Source organism: Sporosarcina sp. FSL K6-3457 (assembly GCF_038007285.1).
In the GTDB taxonomy this organism is placed as follows: Bacteria; Bacillota; Bacilli; order Bacillales_A; family Planococcaceae; genus Sporosarcina.
The window spans coordinates 4,242,097-4,262,260 of the sequence record NZ_JBBOWX010000001.1 but is presented as its reverse complement, the minus strand read 5'-3'; the positions used below and the strand labels follow the sequence as shown (position 1 = coordinate 4,262,260).

The following is a 20,164-nucleotide window of genomic DNA, read 5'->3' as shown; positions in this document are numbered from 1 at the left end:
CTTCTTTAGGGGAGTCGATTTTGTTATATCCAATTGAAGAAAGGGGTTTTATCTTGTTACAAAAACTTGAAGCGGCAAATCATGCACAGCCGTTCAGAGGTCCATTCACAATTACACGTGTCCAACCAGGAGCTATTTTAGGAAATAAAACTGCGGATACTGCATTTGGACCATTAGCGATTATTGATCATGCGGTTATGAAAAAGGGGTTAACGATTAAAATGCACGAGCATATCAATGATGAGATTTTAAGTTATATACGAACAGGTGTCACACATCATAAAGATTCCGCAGGCTTTGAAGCGCCGATTGCAAGAGGTAAATTAATGATGATGAATGCAGGGGCAAGCTTTTGGCATGAGGAAAAGGTAAAAGAAGATGAGGTAGAAATGCTTCAAATCTTCGTCCGACCGAATGAAACAAATCTTCCACCCAAAATCCAATTCCATAACAAACCGACAGACAACCATGATTGGTATGTCATGGCGGGGCCTGAAGGAAGTGAAGCACCTCTTTACGTTAGGCAAAATGTCTACATTTTAGATGCGTATCCTAAAGCAGGCGAACAGTTGGAAATTCCGGCATATGTTGGCCTTACACCATTTTTATACGTAATGCACGGCGAAATTACGGTTCAAGATCTCACAATTGGCAAACAGGAGGCTATAACGGATGTAGTTAATCCACTCCCACCTCTAGTCGCAAATGAAGACACTACAATTGTATTGTTCTTTGTCGATATGCATGCACCGATGTCTATGGATGGGACAATTAGTGGCTTGAGGAACTAGCAGTAATAGAAGATGAAAATAAAAACACTGGTGAAAAATTTACTTTTCCACCAGTGTTTTTTACGAGACGAGCTTTAAACCAACTGCTGCCCCCAATACCATGGCTATAAAAATGAGTCTTTTCCAGTCTTTTGATTCGCTATAAAAAATCATACCTAATAGTGCTCCACCAGATGCACCAATCCCTGTCCAGATGGCATATGCAGTCCCCATCGGTAGTGTTTTCATGGCATATGCAAGAAAAATAAAACTTGCACCAAAGCTAAGAATGAGAAACAGCAACGATTGCCAATTTCGCTCCTTATGCAATTTATTGATCATCAAAACACCAAACATTTCAAATAAGCCTGCAACAATTAAAGAAACCCAAGCCATTAAGAATCAATCCCTTCTTCAACGGTGTCTTTCGTCACTAATTTCAAGCCAATTACCCCAGCTAATAAGACTAAAATCAAAATGACTTTAGCTACTTTAAATGGTTCATCAAAAAATACGATGTCTGAAAAAACGGTTCCAGCAGTCCCTAGTCCTACAAAAACTGCATAGACAGTACCAACAGGAAGTTCTTTTCCAGCCATAATCATTAAGTAGAAACTAACAATAATCGCAATAACTGTTCCAGTCCAAGTCCAAAAGTCATCCGCGTGTTTTAATCCAATGACCCAAAAAACTTCAAAAAAAGCAGCGATAATCACTTTCATCCAGTTTGCATTCATGCAAACAACACCTCCGATTTTATTCTTACCCCAACAAACAAAAAAGCCTAGAAGAAAACTGTTAAACAGTTTCTCCCAGGCTTTTATCCTTCCGTGGCATAGCAAAAGCTATGAGTTTTCTCTCGGACCAGACTAACAGAATCGTTACGGAACCCTAGAAAACATTTTACTTATGCAATTACCTTCGATTATACACAAATTCCGACTCAATTCAAGGTTAATGTTCTAGGGAGTGACTCAGTTAATTTTTTGGCATCTGACTCAGTCCGTATGTTGAATGCAATAAGTGTTGAAAGTGAAATATAAAAACTATTTGACAATTCATTTATTTTTTAGTTATCCTTACTTAGAAGTTGCCGTAAAGGCAGTTGAGAAAACAGATCAGCTAATACAGAAAATATGCTTAAAACAAGTACATATGAAGTGAGGAGAGATTTTTATGATGATTAATAGTATTTTAGAATACAATGAACAATTTGTGAAAGACAAAAAATATGAGGAGTTCCATACAACAAAGTTTCCAAACAAGAAAATGGTGATTGTCACCTGTATGGATACCAGATTAATTGAACTTTTACCCCAGTCGATGAATTTACGTAATGGGGATGCTAAACTTATCAAAAATGCGGGTGGCGTTATTTCCCATCCATTTGGCAGTGCCATGAGAAGTATTCTTGTGGCATTGTATGAACTAAAAGCAAGTGAGGTTTGTGTAATCGGGCATCATGGGTGTGGCATGAACAATATAAATTCACTTGAGACGATTAAGAAAATGCAAGAAGGCGGAATTTCTCAACAAACATTTGACACATTGGAGTTTGCTGGCATTAATATTGAGGAATGGCTAAAAGGTTTTGAAAATGTAGAAGATAGCGTTCGTAATAGCGTGAATATGATTAAGAAACATCCCCTTCTCCCAATTGGAACGCCTGTCCACGGCCTAGTAATTGACCCGGAAACAGGTAAATTAGATGTGGTAGTAAAGGATACTATTACTGTATAAATCACACTAATATCTAAAGTTTTCTCATATCATCCGATGACCGTATCTGAGAAACGAAAAATGAAAAGGCATTTGGGAATAAGCGGATTCCCAAATGCCTTTTATAGTTAAGATTGTGTTTCCTATTGCAGGAAATCTTCAGTCGAAGTTACAGCACAATACATACCGTTAAGTGCACCGACAAATGCATAATGAACCTGTTCAGCTGGAACATCCTTACCTTCATAAGATAAGTCTCTTGTCGCACATGCATCTTCAATAAGTGTCGTTTCAAAGCCAAGATCTACAGACGCTCTGACTGTTGCAACGATGCAGATAGGTTATTCTGCCTCTTTTCTCGCTTAAAATGTGTAAGACTCGCCATCGTTTGGTACTAAAATATTGTCAGACATCCCTTTTTCATTACTAAAGTCTTTTAGTTCTTCCCTTGATAATGTCCAGTGATTGACAGCTTCCATATGGTTAGAAATGATTTTTGCGTTTGGTGCAGCCTTATACACTTCATAGATATCATCTTTCCCCATTACGAGCGAACCGCCTTCTAGGAATTGATTATCTCCGCCAGCTACAACAATGATTTCTGGCATATGTGTCTCGATTACTTCTTGAACAGCTCTATACCACACCGTATCTCCAGCTAGATATAACGTTTTTTCACTTGGGTGTTTGAAGACAACCCCGCAGACTTGGCCAGCCATTTCTACCAGTGGGCCTCTTCCATGCTCGCCTTTTGTTTTAATAAATTGGATATCGCCAAACATTGTATTTTCTTGTAAGACTTCTACATTTGTAAAACCTGCTCCTGTAATAACTGACGCGTCCTCATCATTTTGGACAAATAATTTAATTCCTTTCGGCAATGCTTCTATAGCAGCATCATCCCAGTGGTCTAAATGCAGATGAGTAACAATAACAGCGTCAAGATCAGATATGATATTGTTAATAGATGTTGGTAAGCTAACTAAAGGATTGTTTTGATCTTGTCTTAATGAATTAGGAAAAGGTGGGTAAGTTCCTTTCTCTGCTAACATAGGGTCTATTAAAATTTTTTTGCCAGCATATTGAATAATGAGCGTGGCATTTCGAATTTGTTGAATATCCATAATTACATCTCCTTTTTTTTTGACTCCCATATAGTCTATACTGTGGTTAATCAATGATACAGAGATGAAATCAAGTCTATTTGCTGTTTAACTTGATTATTAAAGGAGTTGAAAAAATGCTAGATCACACGGATATGAGTATCTTAGATGAACTGTCCAAGAACAGTCGTATCACGATGAAAGAATTGGGTGAGAAGGTTCATTTAACTGGACAAGCTGTTTCAGATAGGATTGCGAAATTGGAGGATAATGGAGTGATTGAAGGGTATACCATTAAAGTGAATCAAGTAAAATTAGGGTATTTTATTCATGCCCTTATTACGATTTTCACACAGAGCACTTATCATCACCCCTATCTATCGTTCATAAAAAAAAGAGAACAATACGTATTGCGTAACTATAAAATCAGTGGGGATGGCTGTTATCTTCTTGAATGCAAATTTCCATCTAATGAAGTATTGGACGAATTTTTAGAAGACCTAAACGAGCATGCAAATTATAAATTATCGATTGTAATTAATAAATAACGCATATCAATATAAATGGTGTATTTCAATTTCATGTATTTGAGGCATAAAGGTAGAAAGAGTTATTTGTATTGACGATATACCTGTTAGGGTATATGATGTTGATTGTTAATACTTTTTTGATTCATAATATCCTATCAAGAAAAAACAGCATTGTGGAGGCGAAAACCTATGGAATACGATGATCGACTTAAAAATAGAGTAAAGCGTATGGAAGGGCAACTTCGTGGAATTTTAAAAATGATGGAAGAAGATAAAGATTGTAAAGAGGTCATTACGCAGTTATCTGCTGTTCGCTCAGCAGTAGATCGAACAATCGGTGTGATTGTAAGTTCAAATTTAGTTGAATGTGTTCAAGAGGCCGAACAAAATGGAGAAAACATGGATGAACTAATTAAAGAAGCTGTCAACTTACTTGTAAAAAGTCGATAAAACTTTATAGTTGACGTTCTTTTTTTTATTAATTAATATACCTGTGGGGGTACAAAAATAATATTTGGATAGGCGGTGAACGATTTGGATTACGTAATTTACATCATTATTGCTGTTTTCTTATTTTCCGTCATACAGCGGGCTCTGCCAACAAAAGGTGTGAGACAGCTGTCGACAGCTGATTTAAAAGGGGAACTCATAAACAAGAATAAGCAATTTATTGATGTCCGAACACTTGGCGAATTTAAAGGAAATCATATCAAAGGTTTCAAAAATATCCCTCTCCATCAACTTTCTCAAAAAGCGGATCAGGAGCTTTCAAGGGAAAAAGAAGTGATTGTCATCTGTCAAAGTGGAATGAGGAGCCAAAAAGCTAGTAAGGTGCTAAGGAAAATGGGATTTACAAAAGTGACAAATGTCAAAGGTGGCATGAGTGCCTGGGGCTAAATTGAATTTGAAAAGGAGGATTTTACATTGAAAGAAATGACTACAAAAGAGCTAGTGTCTTTAATAAATGAAGGAAAAGCATTAAATATCATTGATGTACGTGAAGTAGATGAAGTAACGGCAGGAAAGATTCCAGGAGCTGTAAACATTCCATTAGGTTTATTGGAGTTTCGTATGCATGAATTAGATAAGTCGGAGGAATATATCATGGTTTGTCAATCAGGAGGAAGAAGTGGTCGTGCAACACAACTCCTTGAAAGCCAAGGATATAACGTAATTAACATGCAAGGTGGAATGCTTGCTTGGGAAGGGGACGTGGGGTGATTCATAGCTCTAAATACAGTGCTTAGGAAATAGTGGGATTACGATCTTATGAATTGACGTATTACCTATGGGGGTATATTGTGAACTGTGTAAGTGGTTTTCACGAACAAAATCAGTAAGAATCTTAAAGGGTATTAAGTAAAAGTCGCTATTATGGGCGACTATCTTATTATTGAAAATTATACCCGTGCTGGTATATGTATGGGTGTACTATTCATAACAACAATGACGAGGAGGGAATACAATGATCCAAGCGAATATGCAGTTAGATGCAAAGGGGCTAGCATGTCCAATGCCGGTTGTAAAAACTAAAAAAACAATCAGCGATCTTGAAGAAGGTCAAGTATTGGAAGTTCAAGCGACAGATAAAGGCTCAAAGGCTGATTTAGCTGCTTGGGCAAGTACTGTAGGGCATCAATATTTAGGTACAGTGGAAGAAGGCGATGTTCTTTATCACTACATTCGCAAAGGTTCTAATGAGCCAAAAGTGGAAAAAGCTTATGAACACACGATTTCACTTGAAGAACTGGAATCACGAAACGGTTTTATTTTAGATGTGCGTGAAGCAGCTGAATATGCATTTGGACATATTGAAGGTGCCAAATCCATTCCGATGGGCGAATTAGCATCACGTCTAGAAGAATTAAATCCGAATGAAGAAATTTATGTGATTTGTCGTACAGGAAATCGTTCTGATTTAGCATCACAGCTTTTAGTAGAAAATGGTTTTACAAAAGTTTATAACGTTCTACCGGGTATGAATGAGTGGAACGGTAAAATAATGAAAGAAATTTAGGAGGAATTTATCATGTCAAATAAAGTCGCTATTATTGCAGCAAACGGTAGAATATTTGATGCTTACAAAGTATTCAATATCGCAACAGCAGCAGCAGCTTCGGAAAAAGAGGTACAAATCTTCTTTACGTTTGAAGGGCTAAACTTAATTCACAAACAAGCGATGCATACATTGGAAATGCCAGCTGGAAAAGAGCATTTTGCTGAAGGTTTTGAGAAAGCTAATGTTCCTTCCATTCCACAACTGGTAGAAATGGCACAAGAACTTGGTGTTCAATTTATTGCTTGCCAAATGACAATGGATGTTATGGGTCTAGTTAAAGAAGATTTCGTAGATGGAATCGAAGTAGGCGGAGCTGTAACATTTTTAGAGCATGCAAAAGATGCTACACCAACATTAACGTTCTAAATTGAACTTGAATCAGCAAATGTTTTTGTACTGAAAGCGAAGCGTCAGCTACAGGAGTCCAAATTCCCTGCTGATTCAAGTTAAGCCTCCGGCGGATGTCACAGATTTTGAAAGGAGTTAATTGAGCTTCGCTCAATTCAAAATCTGGACGCAATTACGCCGAGGCGTAATTGATTTGTAAAACATCATGCAGTGGGGAATTTCTCCACTGTAAAAAAAACAAAATTTTTATACCTATGGGGGTAATAGAAGGTGGCTGTAAATAAATGGACAGCAGCACAAATTGCTCGAAAAGTAATTGATAACGAAGAGCTTTTTATTTTGGATGTACGCAATACAGATGCGTTTGAAGAGTGGAAAATTGAAGGGCATAAATTTGAGTATTTAAACATTCCTTACTTCGAATTATTAGATGGTGTGGAAGAAATTCTACCAAAACTTCCGACGGATAAAGATGTGCTAGTCGTCTGTGCGAAAGAAGGGTCTTCTGTAATGGTAGCGGAAATGCTGTCAGAGGCTGGTCGTGAAGCGGCATATCTTGAAGGTGGGATGAAATCTTGGAGCAGTTACCTAGAGCCAATAAAAGTTGCTGATTTAGAAAATAGCGGCGAACTATACCAATTTGTTCGTTTAGGTAAAGGTTGCCTATCTTATATGGTGATTTCTGAAGGAGAGGCAGCAGTTATTGACGCGGTACGCTTTACAGATGTGTTCACAAGCTTTGCAAAGGAAAAAGGTGTAGAGATCAAACACGTATTTGATACACACTTACACGCGGACCATATTTCAGGTGGACGTCACATCGCTGCTGCCACAGGTGCAACTTACTATTTACCGCCAAAAGATGCGACAGAAGTTGTGTTTGATTACACAGCCTTAACAGATGGTTTACATGTGAAAATTGGTGCATCTCAAATGGATATAAATGCCCTTTATTCACCTGGTCATACGATTGGTTCTACCTCATTTATCATTGATGATCAATTTTTACTAACAGGTGATATTTTATTTATCGATTCCATTGGTCGTCCAGACTTAGCGGGACTTGCAGAAGATTGGGTAGGGGATTTACGTGAAACATTGTATTCTCGTTACCGTGAACTTGCTGAGGACTTAGTCGTATTACCTGCACACTTCATGATCATTGATGAATTGAATGAAGATGGTACAGTGACAAGGCGACTTGGTGATCTTTATAAAGAAAATCATGGTTTGAACATCGAAGACGAAGAGGAATTCCGTCATACGGTTACAGATAACTTACCATCACAACCAAATGCGTACGAACAAATTCGTCAAGTTAACATGGGTAAAATCAATCCTGATAATGACGAACAAACCGAAATGGAAATTGGACCGAATCGCTGTGCAGTTCGTTAAAAAACTAGTAGAACAAAAAAACAAAAGAAGAGGTTTTCTACTTCTACATTCAAAAAGCATAATGATGACCAAATAACGAGTAGTAATCACTGATAACTACTCGCTCTTCTAAGGTAGAGAAAGAAGGCCGACTCATGGATTTAACATTTATCATCGTAGTATTTGCAATTGGATTTATCGGTTCTTTTCTATCCGGTATGCTGGGTGTTGGCGGTTCTATCATTAAATACCCAATGCTATTATATATTCCACCTTTGTTTGGTCTCGCAGCCTTTACAGCCCATGAGGTTTCAGGTATCAGTGCGGTACAAGTACTGTTTGCGTCCATTGCCGGAGTCTGGGCATACCGAAAAGGTGGATATCTAAACAAGCAACTCATCATTTCTATGGGGGGAGCTATCCTAATTGGTAGCTTACTTGGCAGTTATGGATCCAGCTACCTATCAGAACAAACAGTGAATATTGTGTATGGTATTCTTGCTGTAATTGCTGCTGTGATGATGTTTGTCCCAAAAAAGCCAGTAGATGATATGCCGCTAAATGAAGTGACATTTAATAAGCCAATCGCAGCAATCTTAGCTTTAATAGTCGGAGTCGCATCTGGTATTGTTGGTGCCGCAGGAGGATTCCTACTCGTACCGATCATGTTAACCGTCCTACACATACCAACACGAATGACGATTGCAACAAGTCTAGCCGTTACATTTATTTCTTCCATCGGAGGTAGTGTAGGCAAACTCGTTACCGGTCAAGTGAATTATTGGCCAGCCATTATTATGATTGTAGCAAGTCTACTAGCAGCACCACTTGGAGTGAAAATTGGTAAAAACATGAATACAAGAGTTTTACAAATTATTTTAGCATTTCTGATTGCAAGTACGGCAGTGAAGATTTGGTTCGATATTTTAATGTAGTCACATCAAGCACATAACAGAATAAATCTAAAGTTGAAAGGTGCGGAATCGCATGAAAAAACGAATTTTAGTAGTTGGTGGAGTGGCCGGTGGAGCATCTGCTGCTGCAAGGTTACGTAGAATAGATGAACATGCAGAAATCATCATGTTTGATAAAGGACCGCATGTATCTTTTTCCAACTGTTCATTACCGTATTATTTAAGTGGAGTCGTTGAAAATAGTGAATCTTTGGTATTGATGAATCCGGAAACATTTAAGAAACGTTACAATATTGAAGCTAGAGTGAATAGCGAAGTGATAAAGATTAATCGTGAGGAAAAAACAATTATCATTCAGGATTTGGCAACTGAGGAGTTTTACGAAGAGGCTTATGATAAATTAATCTTATCTCCAGGTGCAGCACCTATACGTCCTAATAAGATTGAGGGCATAAATAATCCGAATGTTTTTACAGTGCGTAATGTGATAGATATTCAACAGTTAAATGGTTATATAAAAGAAAAGTCTATCAAAGATGTTGCAGTAATTGGTGGAGGATTTATCGGCGTTGAAGTGGCAGAAAACCTTCGCTTAGCTGATTATAACGTATCCTTAGTAGAATTCGCTGATCAAATCATGACACCATTTGATTATGATATGGCTCAAATCCTTCATAAGGAAATGATTGACCATCGTGTAAACCTCATCGTGAATGATGGTTTAGCCAAAATTGGTGAAGGTTTTATCGAAACACAATCTGGTAAAAAAATCGCAGCCCAGGCAATTATTTTAGCGATAGGTGTAAAACCTGAAACGCAACTAGCAGAAAAGGCTGGTTTGGAAATTGGTGAAACGGGTGCAATAAAAGTAAATACTAATTATGTAACAAGTGATTCCGATATTTATGCAGTTGGAGATGCCATTGAAGTGTTCCATCGCCTCATTTCTAAGCCAACACGCCTAGCTTTAGCCGGACCAGCTCAAAAACAAGCAAGGGCGGTAGCCGACCATATTTATGGTACGCCAAGCCGCAACCTAGGTGTGATCGGATCTTCCTCTATTCATCTATTTGACTTAAATGCGGCATCGACGGGATTAAACATAAGAACAGCTGAAGCTGCGGGGTTTAGTTATGATTCTGTGTATATCATACCTGGTGACAAAGTAGGGTTAATGCCAAATAGTAATGTCATGCATTTTAAGTTAGTGTATGAAACACCTACAGGCAGAATATTGGGTGCGCAAGCGATTGGGAAAGGCAATGTCGACAAACGTATCGATGTGATTGCAACAATGATTACGATGAATGGAACATTGGAAGATCTAAAAAATCTAGAATTAACTTACTCCCCAATGCTAGGTACGGCGAAGGACGTTGTCAATCATGCGGCATTAGTTGCATTGAACCAACTATACGGAAGATATAGCGAAGTGAAAGTCTCTCAAGTTCGCGAACTAGTCGAGAACAATGCTTTTATTATCGATGCTCGTGAGAAGAATGAATATCAGGCAGGACATTTAAAAACAGCTATTAATATTCCGCTAAGTGAATTTAGAAATCGTTTGGATGAAATACCGAAAGATAAGCCAGTTTATATCCATTGTCGCTCTGGGCAGCGAAGCTATAACATGGTTATTGCGCTGAGAAACTTAGGTTATACGACTGTATTTAATATCTCTGGATCTTACTTAGGCATTAATCTATATGAATACTTTAATGATTTCGTAACAGGAAGAGAAAAAATTGTTACTGAATATAATTTCAAATAATGATTCTTGACTGTCAATTCCTAATTCAAAATGGTTATATTGCAATAAATATGGTAGAGCATGCTTGGTTGGGAGGGAGAAATGGAGTAAGTCTCCTTCCTACCTTATAAAAGATGGAAAATAGGAGTGATGAAAAAATGAAAGGAAAAGCTATGATTACACTAACATCACTTACCTCGGTAGAAAAGTTTATCGACGAGCATCCACTTAGTTTTTTGTATGTATCAAGAACTAATTGTAGCGTATGTCACGCTTTATTGCCCCAGGTGAAGGATTTACTAAAAGAACTTCCGCTCATACAGCTGGGACACATCAACGCAGATGATGTCGAAGAAATAGCTGGACGTCTTTCGATTTTTACGGTACCTGCACTACTTTTATTTGTAGATGGTAAAGAAATTTTAAGGGAAGCGCGTTTTGTTCAAATGCAAGCTTTGCATGAAAAGATAAGCAAAGTATATCAAATGGTTGTTACGGAATCAGAGTGATTTAGTTCAGTTACTTTTATAGAAAATATTTCACTTAGCAATTAAAGATTCAAAACTACGTAGGAAAGGGTGATTAAATGGTGAACCATTGGAATACACGCTTTCAAACAGAGAATTATGTTTATGGCAGGGAACCGAATGCTTTTTTTGCAGAATTTCAGAAGAAAATAAAAATTTCCGGTGATGCTTTGGCCATAGCTGAAGGGGAAGGGCGTAATGCCGTTTTTTTAGCAGAGCAAGGAATGAACGTCACAGCATGGGATTATGCAGAATCTGGGCTTGCGAAAACAAATAAGCTCGCAGGTGAACGGAAAGTAGTGATCTCAACTGTGCTAGTTGATTTAAACGAAGCAGTCTGGAAAAAAGACGAATTGGATGAAATTGTATGCAGCTTTGGCCATTTTCCGACAAAGCTTCGGAAAAAAACACTTCAAGGTGTAAAGGAGGCAATAAAGCCAGGTGGTTATTTTCTTACAGAAGTGTATTCAAATTACCAGGTCCCCTATAAAAGTGGTGGACTGCAAAACCTGGATTTTTTGTATAAGCCGGAAGAGTTTATGAAAATCTTTGCCGAATGGCGTATTATTCATTTTTTTTATTGGAGAGGTTGTCCGTCATGAAGGAGAATTCCACAATGGAGTATCACATGTGATCCAATTTGTTGGGCAAAAACCAGAGGAGTAAAATGACAATGTTGGTTTAAAAAAATGATTAGATACAGTGAATCAATAATAAAAGACGACTCTGAAAATTAATTTGGGTCGTCTTTTTTGATTGCTTAGGAATTTATAAAATTTCGTAACTACTTAGGTACATGAACTGTTGCGAAAATGTCGAATTCTTTATTAACAAGTGGTGAACATTTTACCTGTATGGGTATTTATTTACTAGCCTTTGTTACAATGTAAGAGACAAATAGAGGAGGTAATAGATGTGAGAAAGACATCGACTTTTGTACTAGGATTCTTATTTGTTGTTACTCTTGCAGTTATCGGTTTGATGGCTAATCAATTGGAAAAGAAAGAACTAGAAGTCGCAACGAACACTGAAAATGCGGGACAAGAAATGGAAGAAAAAGTAGCGGGGATTAGGCATACTCCGCCATCTCTCGACGATGTGCCTGAAGGGCCTCTCGGAGAAGCAATTTTAAGAGGGTATGCGTTAACAAATGACACGTCAAATGTACTGAGAGCGGAAGCAGCTACGACGGCTGATGGTGAACAACTTGTCAACAACCTATCTTGTACAAGCTGTCACGCGGGAGCTGGACTGGACGAAAACTCTTCGTCATTGGTCGGCGTATCAGCAGTCTATCCGATGTATATTCCCCGTTCGGGTCAAATTGTAACATTAGAAGAACGAATCAATGGGTGTATGGTCAGAAGTATGGATGGTCAGAAATTTGCTATGGATGATGAAGACATGGATGCAATGGTTGCTTATATGACGTATATATCTGAAGGAATTCCTGTAGGCGCAGATTTACCTTGGCGTCACCAGAATAGCCTAGATGATTTGCCAACACCGAGCATAGCAGATGGAGAACAGTTATATCAGCAATCTTGTATCGCTTGCCATGCTAGCGATGGATCAGGAACAGGCTCTAACACAGGCCCTAGACTATGGGGGGAAGGTTCATTCAATGATGGAGCTGGACTTGCACGAATGACGAAAATGGCAGGTTATATTCAAAATAATATGCCGGTAGGCGCTGAAAAAACATTAAGCGACCAAGAGGCAAGCGATCTTGCAGCTTTCATTTTATCGCAAGATCGTCCAGAGTGGGCGAATCACGATAAAGACTGGCCAAATGGCGGTCGCCCAACAGATATTATGACGAAAGATCTTCGCCAACAAGCACAAGATGGCACGATTGATTGGGATGAAGTGCTCGGGAAGAATAAACAATAATAAGAGATATAAAAAGCTAGGTTCTGTGTTGAGAACCTAGCTTTTTATATGCACTAAATCTCATTATAAAAAATGCGATAAGCATGGGAATTTAAACATACATATGAATGGCTTCGTTTAAAAGTGACTTTTTTATTTTGTAATGAGTAGCTTGCCAAATTCCCTTTCCACCTTTCAAAATTAGAAGTTGGGGTGATTCATGCTTCACTCCAAGGTCTTTTTCAATCGTATCTGAAACAAGTCTATCCTTCTGCACAATGACTATGTATATAGGTAGCTCTGTTTCAAGTGCTTTTAATTCTTTCATGGCTGATAAGCTACTTTGGCATGTCATACTGAATTTGAATAAAAGAAAAGGTTGCTCTTCGGATTTTTTCAATAACTCCCACCAAGCTTCTATCGATTCAATTCGTTTCATCCGTGTAATTAACCTCCAATATTCCAACTAGCGTCGAAGGAAGTGCGAAAAAGCACAATAGGGTAGCTAATTTAGATACGATGCTCATCTGATCGCCATTGCTGAATTTCATTTTTTATTTCATCAGGTGTCATACTCATTAATGCAGCTTTTTCAGCAAGCTCTGGAAATTCAGCATCTGATGCAAAGCGCAAGGCAATCAGTTGTGGTAGCGTAATCTTCGGATTGATTGGTGATCCAGTTAATATAAAATGGCGCAATTGTTCCTCTACTCGAATCGTGCGGTCTTGAATTTTTAACGGATTCATTCTTGCTAGTAGACTTGTAATGATACCCATGATAACTAGCGCCATTATTAAAAATGTAGTGAAGGAAAAGTCTCCTTTCACAATGCTAGTAATGGTAGAGATGCTCGCCACCACTAACGTAATCACACTAATCGGCATGAGTACAAAATGTTGTAGGGGATGATAACGTATGTGATTTTTATAGGTTTGTAACTTTTTTTCTTCCAATTTTTATGCCTCCTATCTGTTGTTTTCATTTATGAAGCATTAAATACCATTACCCATATAGTATGTGAGTGAGGAAAAAAGAGAATGTCAACTATAAATTCTCTATCTACTTTTTACAAGTAAGTTGACAGCCTCTTGAATGAGTTCATCCATTTTTTCTCCGTTTTTTTCAGCCTCTTGAACACACTCAACTAGGTTTGAACTCACAATCACGCCTATTGTTCGATCTACTGCTGAGCGTACTGCGGACAACTGCGTAATGACCTCTTTACAGTCTTTGTTGTCTTCCATCATTTTTAAAATTCCACGAAGTTGCCCTTCCATGCGCTTGACTCTATTTTTCATTTGATCATTGTAATCCATAGGTCTTCTCCTCTACTATGCAACTTTTCTTGACGAGATTTTCAATCAGTTCATAAGAACTATCACTTTTATACCTTGTTAATAAAAAAGCACTAACAAGTATAACGGTATACCCTTATAGGTATATTGTCAACACTATCAACTTTGCTTAGATTTTTAATGGTCCACATTATTTATCTCAGCTTTCGCAGGTCAAAACTATACTCCTCTAATTTTGTGAATCTGTTTTTCAAAAAAGAGATTTCCATAAAACCGAAGGAGGTATGTCCATTTACCTTGAATTTATAAGACGTTTTTCTTATTTACGACAGACGGGCAGAATTCTAGTCATTCAGCAATTTTTTTAGGCACATCAGACACATCAATGGACATATCATAGCCCATCAACATGACAATTCGCTTCGTTTGATCCTTGATATTGTCTGGCAAAAAACGCAAAGTTTGTCCGTTCTGGCGAACTACTATCAATTGAATATCCATTAACTGCTCTAAAAGTGCTTTGCCTGTCGGGGCAAATAGCTTTCGCTTCCCCATCAAAATTAATGGCTCTGTTTCTTGCTTCATACTCATTCGAACCCGGTATTCAAGCATGCTATATAACAATAAGGGCATGACATATACAATACCTAACGCTTCAATTCGTTCCGGTGTTTTCAAAAAACAGCGCCTATCATTTGTTCTTCTTTCAAAAGGCGGAAACGCGTCTCGGCAGCGGTTTGTCCTTGCTTTGGAAATTATAAAATTCTCGTACTGTGAATAAGTCGAAATAGAGTGATTTCTCGTCTAGTCTCCAGCGCCTAGCCCCCTCGAGTCGCTTCGGTCTTGCTAGTAAAGGCAAAGGGCGCCTTTACTTTCAAGCCCTCCAGCGCTTGTCGGGGCTGAACAGGCGCTTGCGCTTTTGTTCTTTATACGTTTTGAGGACATCTAGCGCTGGAAACGTTGTCTTATCCAACCTGTTCGTGATTAAAATGAAGGTGCTGAGGAGTTGGTGCTTCGTTTCCAATACATCCTGGTCAGGTTCAAATAGCGCCAAGTGAATGCGATAGATCGTCTGAAATTCCACCTGCTCCTCTTTTTTAGGACGACCGCGTTTAGCTCGCTTGATTGGAGCTTTTTCAGCACATATTGAAAGTTGATAGCGATGTAGCCTTAGCTTGTGCATCTTTTCAAAAGCTTGTTTGGTATCTTCGGCGTCTGCAAGACAGTGGAAAGTCCCTTTGTGTAAGGTAGTCATGTCTTTTTCAAACTGGGCAGATTCTTTTTGGCAATCACGCTCCAACTTGTTCGCTTTTAATTTAGTTAATTGATCCGAATGGATAACGACAAATCGATATGTTTGTCCTTCAATTTCATCTCTGATTTCATCACAGAGCTTGGATAATAATTGGGATGGCCCTACATTTAAGGTGACAATTTGATCTTTCATGGTATTTCCCTCCCAAAATGTATTGCTAAAGGAAACTTCGATAAGCAGAGGGGAAAGTCCTTTTTTAAATGATTCGATTGTTAATTTTTACATATGGAAGGTGAGATAGAATGTCCTGTTTGTAGCGGAACCATGCGGGGGACGAAGAAAAGTCCCAAGTGAATTTGTTTACACTTGGGACGTGGACAGAGGCGCTTTAGCGCTTTTGTTCTTGAATGATTTGAATAGCAGGCTTCGTATTATCTTTGTCTCGCAATGGGTTTTGCATCATGCTACCGACTGAAACATGGACATAATCCAGACCTTGATTTTTAAATTTGGCTAATAATTGTAGTGTATCATTCAATGTAATCCCTGGTTTTCCTAATTACTCAGGAGAGATTCGGTATCCAAGTATAAATGGTTTTTCTGCGTAATCTCTTAGTGCCTTATAATGGGCATAGACTTGATATAAATCCTAAATCTCTGATAATATAGAGAAACTAAGCTATATTAATGGTGGTGTACGAAATTTGGGATTTCTAAATGGGTAATGTTAACAGACTTTTAACAAAGGTATAAAGTAGAATCAGTTTTATTGAATCCAAACTCCACCATCAATTATTTGTTCGGTTCCGGTAATATAGGATGAATCATCACTAGCTAAGAAGAGTACGAGATTGGCTACGTCTTCTGGTTGGCCTAATCGTTTTAGTGGCACCATATTTGTAACGGCTTGCCTTGCCTCTTCTGTAGTAAATGTGTCTCTTGTCATTTGAGTATCAATTCCGCCCGGATGAACCGAATTTACTCGAATATTATCAGGCCCTAATTCAAGCGCTGCTGCCCTAGTCAATGCTTCTATCGCACCTTTACTTGCCGTATAAGGATTAAATCCACCCGCTGCGATAATGCTGGCAAGTGAACCAATATTTACGATAGAACCAGATCCAGCTTTCTTCATATAAGGGACCACAGTTTTGATACCTGCAAATTGGCTCCATGCATTAATATCGAGGGCTCTTTTCCAAATATCATACGTTACATCTGTAAAAGATTGCATAGAAAGTATTCCGGCATTGTTTATCAAAACATTAATTAAGCCAAACTTGTTAACACCTTCCTCTGCAACCTTTTTCCAATCTTCTTCCGAGGATACATCATGTTTTAAAGCAATAGCACTCCCAGGGAACTCATTGTTAATCCTTTCGACTACATCTGAAACATTATCGAATTGTATATCCGTAGCAATTACCTTAGCCCCTTCTTTAGCAAATAGATAGGCTTCACTTGAACCTTGACCATTACCAGCACCTGTAATTAAAGCTACTTTTCCTGTTAAACGTCCCAATTTATTCTTCCTCCTTTTTGTGAAATAATGTAATCACTCCGACGAGATACAATTTATAAAACGCTTACATATTTATGATATAATCACTCGTCAGCAAGTTCAATAAGCAGGTAAAATGAATATGTTGGGGAATCAACAAAGTAAAGGCTTTTGTTAATCATATTTATTCAGAAGGACGAGAGGATGATATTGTTGGAAAGTTCAAATCGTCAAATTAGAAAAAAACAATTAACGATAGAGTCATTAAAGAATGCTTTCATTAATCTTATTTTGGAAAACAACAGTGTGGAATTAATTACGATTGGTGAAATTACCAATCGAGCCGATTTTAATAGGGGTACTTTCTATATCCACTACAAAGATAAAATTGATCTTTTGGAAGCTTTATATCAAGATGCTATCGAGGGTCTCCACCAAGCTCTAATGCTACCATACAAGGGTATTGATAAAGTAATTTTGAATGGAGTTGTCCCTTCGACAACGCTAATATTTGAACATATCGAAAAGAATAAAAAGTTATTTAAGGCCCTAGATCTGATTAGGAAAAATCCAGATTTATATAATCGTCTTGAACAAATGTTTTGGAATTTATTCACCACAGAAATTCAATTCGAAAGGGAATCCGAATCTGAATTTGAAACAGAATACGAGATCTTTCTAAGCTATCAGATTCATGCTACACTCGGTGTACTGAAGTTTTGGATTAAAAAGGACTTTAATTACTCTTCAAAATTTATGAGTGAACAACTAACATCTTTTTATTCAGAAAAAGTTATTGCGATGCATTATAAAGAACATACTTTTTAGTCACTCATACAATCTTGAAAGTTTGTTTGAGTGACTGATATTTATTTTCCCTCTCTATTTATTTCATACACCTTCCGTGCGATTTCCTCCAATATAAAAATAACGGGAATTTGCGTGGTGACGTTCATACTTCCAATCCACTCCTCCGTTACATAATAGGAAATATTGATATCGGATAGTTTAGCCATCGTAGACTGTTCGTTGTTGGTAATACTTAAAATCTTACTGCCCTGCTCCTTCAACTTTTGAACGTGCGATAAAGTAAAAGAACTATCTCCGGAAACAGAAAGAGCAATGGTGATACTACTATTCAAGTCAGTGTGAATGGGCACAAACCAATCTTTTATATACATAGAGAACTTGCCTACGCTTGAAAAATACCTAGAACCATATTCAGCGAGTGTTCCTGAACTGCCAAATCCAATAAAAATGATCGTCTTCGTTTTGGCAATAACACTTGCCGCTTCCTCTATCTTAGCCATGAATTTCTTATTTTGAGTTCGCTCAAAAAATTCCGCTAATACATACTCGTTACTTTTTATGGCCGGGTTAGGTCTTTTTTCATCAATTAAAAGCTTGAGTTTTACTTTGAATTCTGAGAAACCTTCACAATTTAATTTTCTACAAAATCTCATAATCGTTGAAGTGGAAACATGCGCTTCGTCTGCCAGGTCACGTATCCGCATATAAACAACTTTTTCCCTATTCTCCATGATGTATTTATAAAGTAGCATCTCGAGATCATTGAATGTCGTGATTACTTCGTTCGTAAACAAAGGCTATTCACTCCTCATCTGTTGTTTGCTTTCCTTCATCTTCTATTATATACAAATGAGAAACACAGTGTTACTTTGACGAAACAAATACCTTTCATTGAAAAACAAATCTAACGCCGCCTAAACTATATCTTATTGACTCTTTCCCCCGTAGTATAGGTTTTGTAAATAAGTTTTCTAGGAGGATGACCAATGAGTAAAGGGATTAAGATTGTTACGATTGGTGGAGGTTCAAGCTATACTCCAGAATTAGTGGAAGGATTTATTAAAAGATACGATGAACTGCCTGTAAGGGAATTGTGGTTGGTGGATATAGAAGCGGGTAAGGAAAAACTAGAAATCGTGGGGAACCTTGCGAAAAGAATGATAGAAAAAGCGGGTCTTCCTATTCAAGTCCATTTAACGCTTGATCGAAAAGCTGCTTTACAGGATGCCGATTTTGTGACGACACAATTTCGTGTAGGCTTGCTAGATGCGCGTGCAAAGGATGAAAGAATTCCGTTAAGCCATGGAGTACTTGGACAAGAAACAAATGGGCCAGGTGGACTTTTGAAGGGATTGCGTACAATTCCGGTCATTTTAGATATTATTAAAGACATTAAAGTTTTCTGTCCAGCCGCATGGTTGATTAACTTTACGAATCCTGCTGGCATGGTAACAGAAGCGGTTCTTAGATATACGGACCATAAGAGAATCGTCGGGTTATGTAACGTTCCAATCGGTATCGAGATGGGAGTTGCAAAACTTTTAGATGTCGACCATTCACGTATCCGTATAGATTTCGCTGGTTTAAATCATATGGTATACGGATTGGATGTCTATCTAGATGGAGTGAGTGTAAAGGAGAAAGTCATTGAGCTGTTAGCGAATCCGGAAAATAGTAGTTTTGTTAAAAACGTAGAAGGACAAGGCTGGGAGCCAGAATTTATACGTGCATTAAATGCCCTCACTTGCCCTTATCATCTTTACTACTATAAAAAAGATGAAATGCTGCAAAAAGAGTTGGAAAACTTTAAAAATGGTACAACGAGAGCGGAAGTAGTGAAGAAGCTTGAAGAAGAATTGTTCGAGCTGTACAAGGACCAGGATTTGGCGGTTAAACCACCTCAGTTAGAGGAAAGAGGTGGGGCGTATTACAGTGATGCAGCTGTACGTTTAATTTCCTCTATTTATAACGATAAGCGAGACATTCAGCCGGTTAATACCATTAATAATGGGGCCATTGCTAGCATACCGTTTGACTCCGCTGTTGAGGTCAGCTGTGTCATTACGAAAGAAGGTCCCAAGCCAATCATTAGCGGAGATTTACCAGTCGCAGTGAGAGGTTTAGTGCAACAAATAAAATCTTTTGAACGGGTAGCAGCTGAGGCGGCAGTGACAGGAAACTATGATACAGCACTGCTTGCCATGACCATCAATCCTCTCGTTCCGTCAGATACAGTTGGCAAAGCCATTTTGGATGAAATGCTAGAAGCGCATAAAGAGCACTTGCCACAATTTTTTCAGCGTGTAGAAGTATAATTTGAATTAATGAAGAAG

At 38.1% G+C, this 20,164-nt stretch carries 26 protein-coding genes, 2 pseudogenes and 1 riboswitch; of the genes and pseudogenes, 16 read left to right on the top strand and 12 right to left on the bottom strand.

Annotated elements, in window-relative coordinates; genetic code table 11:
- Window positions 1-53: 53 nt before the first annotated feature.
- Complete coding sequence (locus N1I80_RS20670) at window positions 54-791, top strand: pirin family protein (RefSeq protein ID WP_340739711.1); 738 nt, start codon at window positions 54-56, stop codon at window positions 789-791.
- A gap of 60 nt (window positions 792-851) precedes the next feature.
- Here N1I80_RS20670 and N1I80_RS20665 read toward each other — a convergent pair whose 3' ends face one another.
- Both N1I80_RS20665 and N1I80_RS20660 read right to left on the bottom strand, forming a co-directional pair.
- Window positions 852-1,166 carry a DMT family transporter gene (locus N1I80_RS20665; RefSeq protein ID WP_340739710.1) on the bottom strand — a complete coding sequence of 105 codons (315 nt, stop codon included), beginning with the start codon at window positions 1,164-1,166 and terminating at the stop codon, window positions 852-854.
- On the bottom strand, window positions 1,166-1,507 hold the full coding sequence (locus N1I80_RS20660) for a DMT family transporter (RefSeq protein ID WP_340739709.1): 342 nt from the start codon (window positions 1,505-1,507) through the stop codon (window positions 1,166-1,168). Before N1I80_RS20660 ends, N1I80_RS20665 begins: the two co-directional genes overlap by 1 nt.
- Window positions 1,508-1,577: 70 nt before the next feature.
- Window positions 1,578-1,676, bottom strand: a riboswitch (guanidine-I (ykkC/yxkD leader).
- Between the two features lie 270 nt (window positions 1,677-1,946).
- Here N1I80_RS20660 and N1I80_RS20655 point away from each other — a divergent pair.
- Window positions 1,947-2,510 (top strand): beta-class carbonic anhydrase, encoded by a 564-nt coding sequence (locus N1I80_RS20655; RefSeq protein ID WP_340739708.1) that lies wholly within the window; start codon window positions 1,947-1,949, stop codon window positions 2,508-2,510.
- 122 nt (window positions 2,511-2,632) lie between these two features.
- Here N1I80_RS20655 and N1I80_RS20650 read toward each other — a convergent pair whose 3' ends face one another.
- Window positions 2,633-2,821 (bottom strand): hypothetical protein, encoded by a 189-nt coding sequence (locus tag N1I80_RS20650; RefSeq protein ID WP_340740108.1) that lies wholly within the window; start codon window positions 2,819-2,821, stop codon window positions 2,633-2,635.
- A 30-nt stretch (window positions 2,822-2,851) separates the two neighbouring features.
- Window positions 2,852-3,613, bottom strand: coding sequence for an MBL fold metallo-hydrolase (locus tag N1I80_RS20645; protein ID WP_340739707.1), 762 nt, complete (start codon window positions 3,611-3,613; stop codon window positions 2,852-2,854).
- 116 nt (window positions 3,614-3,729) lie between these two features.
- On the opposite strand from N1I80_RS20645, the gene N1I80_RS20640 reads away from it, so the two are divergent.
- From N1I80_RS20640 to N1I80_RS20585, 12 genes and pseudogenes are all read left to right on the top strand, one after another.
- Complete coding sequence (locus N1I80_RS20640; RefSeq protein WP_340739706.1) at window positions 3,730-4,140, top strand: Lrp/AsnC family transcriptional regulator; 411 nt, start codon at window positions 3,730-3,732, stop codon at window positions 4,138-4,140.
- 171 nt (window positions 4,141-4,311) lie between these two features.
- Window positions 4,312-4,572: a metal-sensitive transcriptional regulator gene (locus tag N1I80_RS20635; protein WP_340739705.1), complete on the top strand. Its 261-nt coding sequence runs from the start codon at window positions 4,312-4,314 to the stop codon at window positions 4,570-4,572.
- A gap of 84 nt (window positions 4,573-4,656) precedes the next feature.
- Window positions 4,657-5,019, top strand: coding sequence for a rhodanese-like domain-containing protein (locus tag N1I80_RS20630; protein WP_340739704.1), 363 nt, complete (start codon window positions 4,657-4,659; stop codon window positions 5,017-5,019).
- 27 nt (window positions 5,020-5,046) lie between these two features.
- On the top strand, window positions 5,047-5,343 hold the full coding sequence (locus N1I80_RS20625; RefSeq protein ID WP_340739703.1) for a rhodanese-like domain-containing protein: 297 nt from the start codon (window positions 5,047-5,049) through the stop codon (window positions 5,341-5,343).
- Window positions 5,344-5,587: 244 nt separating this feature from the next.
- Window positions 5,588-6,139 carry a sulfurtransferase TusA family protein gene (locus N1I80_RS20620; RefSeq protein ID WP_340739702.1) on the top strand — a complete coding sequence of 184 codons (552 nt, stop codon included), beginning with the start codon at window positions 5,588-5,590 and terminating at the stop codon, window positions 6,137-6,139.
- 12 nt (window positions 6,140-6,151) lie between these two features.
- Window positions 6,152-6,547, top strand: a complete 396-nt coding sequence (locus N1I80_RS20615) for a DsrE/DsrF/DrsH-like family protein (RefSeq protein ID WP_340739701.1) — start codon at window positions 6,152-6,154, stop codon at window positions 6,545-6,547.
- Window positions 6,548-6,799: 252 nt separating this feature from the next.
- Window positions 6,800-7,927, top strand: coding sequence for an MBL fold metallo-hydrolase (locus N1I80_RS20610; RefSeq protein WP_340739700.1), 1,128 nt, complete (start codon window positions 6,800-6,802; stop codon window positions 7,925-7,927).
- A gap of 134 nt (window positions 7,928-8,061) precedes the next feature.
- The gene (locus N1I80_RS20605; RefSeq protein WP_340739699.1) at window positions 8,062-8,841 is read left to right on the top strand and encodes a sulfite exporter TauE/SafE family protein; all 780 of its coding nucleotides are present in this window, start codon (window positions 8,062-8,064) and stop codon (window positions 8,839-8,841) included.
- Window positions 8,842-8,893: 52 nt separating this feature from the next.
- Window positions 8,894-10,591 (top strand): FAD-dependent oxidoreductase, encoded by a 1,698-nt coding sequence (locus N1I80_RS20600; protein ID WP_340739698.1) that lies wholly within the window; start codon window positions 8,894-8,896, stop codon window positions 10,589-10,591.
- A gap of 137 nt (window positions 10,592-10,728) precedes the next feature.
- Entirely contained in the window at window positions 10,729-11,079 is a 351-nt protein-coding gene (locus N1I80_RS20595) for a thioredoxin family protein (protein ID WP_340739697.1), read from the top strand.
- 80 nt (window positions 11,080-11,159) lie between these two features.
- Window positions 11,160-11,763: pseudogene (locus N1I80_RS20590) on the top strand (class I SAM-dependent methyltransferase).
- 249 nt (window positions 11,764-12,012) lie between these two features.
- Window positions 12,013-12,990, top strand: a complete 978-nt coding sequence (locus tag N1I80_RS20585; protein WP_340739696.1) for a c-type cytochrome — start codon at window positions 12,013-12,015, stop codon at window positions 12,988-12,990.
- A 91-nt stretch (window positions 12,991-13,081) separates the two neighbouring features.
- Here N1I80_RS20585 and ytxJ read toward each other — a convergent pair whose 3' ends face one another.
- The 7 genes and pseudogenes from ytxJ to N1I80_RS20550 all read right to left on the bottom strand — a co-directional run bounded on the left by ytxJ (window position 13,082) and on the right by N1I80_RS20550 (window position 17,042).
- Window positions 13,082-13,408, bottom strand: coding sequence for a bacillithiol system redox-active protein YtxJ (gene ytxJ, locus N1I80_RS20580; RefSeq protein WP_340739695.1), 327 nt, complete (start codon window positions 13,406-13,408; stop codon window positions 13,082-13,084).
- A gap of 71 nt (window positions 13,409-13,479) precedes the next feature.
- On the bottom strand, window positions 13,480-13,923 hold the full coding sequence (locus N1I80_RS20575; RefSeq protein ID WP_340739694.1) for a DUF6526 family protein: 444 nt from the start codon (window positions 13,921-13,923) through the stop codon (window positions 13,480-13,482).
- Between the two features lie 102 nt (window positions 13,924-14,025).
- A complete protein-coding gene (locus N1I80_RS20570) occupies window positions 14,026-14,286 on the bottom strand; it encodes a metal-sensitive transcriptional regulator (RefSeq protein ID WP_340739693.1) in 261 nt (86 codons plus the stop codon).
- Between the two features lie 327 nt (window positions 14,287-14,613).
- Window positions 14,614-15,008 (bottom strand): annotated as a pseudogene (locus N1I80_RS20565) (IS1634 family transposase); the annotation flags it as partial.
- 131 nt (window positions 15,009-15,139) lie between these two features.
- Window positions 15,140-15,712, bottom strand: coding sequence for a hypothetical protein (locus N1I80_RS20560; RefSeq protein WP_340739691.1), 573 nt, complete (start codon window positions 15,710-15,712; stop codon window positions 15,140-15,142).
- A gap of 196 nt (window positions 15,713-15,908) precedes the next feature.
- The gene (locus N1I80_RS20555) at window positions 15,909-16,058 is read right to left on the bottom strand and encodes a hypothetical protein (RefSeq protein WP_340739690.1); all 150 of its coding nucleotides are present in this window, start codon (window positions 16,056-16,058) and stop codon (window positions 15,909-15,911) included.
- A gap of 228 nt (window positions 16,059-16,286) precedes the next feature.
- Entirely contained in the window at window positions 16,287-17,042 is a 756-nt protein-coding gene (locus N1I80_RS20550; RefSeq protein ID WP_340739689.1) for an SDR family NAD(P)-dependent oxidoreductase, read from the bottom strand.
- Window positions 17,043-17,225: 183 nt separating this feature from the next.
- Between N1I80_RS20550 and N1I80_RS20545 the strand changes: the two genes are divergently transcribed.
- Entirely contained in the window at window positions 17,226-17,849 is a 624-nt protein-coding gene (locus tag N1I80_RS20545) for a TetR/AcrR family transcriptional regulator (protein WP_340739688.1), read from the top strand.
- Between the two features lie 41 nt (window positions 17,850-17,890).
- Here N1I80_RS20545 and N1I80_RS20540 read toward each other — a convergent pair whose 3' ends face one another.
- Entirely contained in the window at window positions 17,891-18,625 is a 735-nt protein-coding gene (locus tag N1I80_RS20540; RefSeq protein ID WP_340739687.1) for a MurR/RpiR family transcriptional regulator, read from the bottom strand.
- Window positions 18,626-18,817: 192 nt separating this feature from the next.
- Between N1I80_RS20540 and N1I80_RS20535 the strand changes: the two genes are divergently transcribed.
- Window positions 18,818-20,146, top strand: a complete 1,329-nt coding sequence (locus N1I80_RS20535; RefSeq protein ID WP_340739686.1) for a 6-phospho-beta-glucosidase — start codon at window positions 18,818-18,820, stop codon at window positions 20,144-20,146.
- Window positions 20,147-20,164: the final 18 nt, after the last annotated feature.

Bases quoted from the DNA above. Each gene is read 5' to 3' on its own strand.
- N1I80_RS20665 (WP_340739710.1), bottom strand. From the start codon at position 1,166: ATGGCTTGGGTTTCTTTAATTGTTGCAGGCTTATTTGAAATGTTTGGT.
- N1I80_RS20660 (WP_340739709.1), bottom strand. From the start codon at position 1,507: ATGAATGCAAACTGGATGAAAGTGATTATCGCTGCTTTTTTTGAAGTT.
- N1I80_RS20655 (WP_340739708.1), top strand. From the start codon at position 1,947: ATGATGATTAATAGTATTTTAGAATACAATGAACAATTTGTGAAAGAC.
- N1I80_RS20645 (WP_340739707.1), bottom strand. From the start codon at position 3,613: ATGGATATTCAACAAATTCGAAATGCCACGCTCATTATTCAATATGCT.
- N1I80_RS20640 (WP_340739706.1), top strand. From the start codon at position 3,730: ATGCTAGATCACACGGATATGAGTATCTTAGATGAACTGTCCAAGAAC.
- N1I80_RS20635 (WP_340739705.1), top strand. From the start codon at position 4,312: ATGGAATACGATGATCGACTTAAAAATAGAGTAAAGCGTATGGAAGGG.
- N1I80_RS20620 (WP_340739702.1), top strand. From the start codon at position 5,588: ATGATCCAAGCGAATATGCAGTTAGATGCAAAGGGGCTAGCATGTCCA.
- N1I80_RS20615 (WP_340739701.1), top strand. From the start codon at position 6,152: ATGTCAAATAAAGTCGCTATTATTGCAGCAAACGGTAGAATATTTGAT.
- N1I80_RS20605 (WP_340739699.1), top strand. From the start codon at position 8,062: ATGGATTTAACATTTATCATCGTAGTATTTGCAATTGGATTTATCGGT.
- N1I80_RS20600 (WP_340739698.1), top strand. From the start codon at position 8,894: ATGAAAAAACGAATTTTAGTAGTTGGTGGAGTGGCCGGTGGAGCATCT.
- N1I80_RS20595 (WP_340739697.1), top strand. From the start codon at position 10,729: ATGAAAGGAAAAGCTATGATTACACTAACATCACTTACCTCGGTAGAA.
- ytxJ (WP_340739695.1), bottom strand. From the start codon at position 13,408: ATGAAACGAATTGAATCGATAGAAGCTTGGTGGGAGTTATTGAAAAAA.
- N1I80_RS20570 (WP_340739693.1), bottom strand. From the start codon at position 14,286: ATGGATTACAATGATCAAATGAAAAATAGAGTCAAGCGCATGGAAGGG.
- N1I80_RS20560 (WP_340739691.1), bottom strand. From the start codon at position 15,712: ATGAAAGATCAAATTGTCACCTTAAATGTAGGGCCATCCCAATTATTA.
- N1I80_RS20545 (WP_340739688.1), top strand. From the start codon at position 17,226: ATGATATTGTTGGAAAGTTCAAATCGTCAAATTAGAAAAAAACAATTA.
- N1I80_RS20535 (WP_340739686.1), top strand. From the start codon at position 18,818: ATGAGTAAAGGGATTAAGATTGTTACGATTGGTGGAGGTTCAAGCTAT.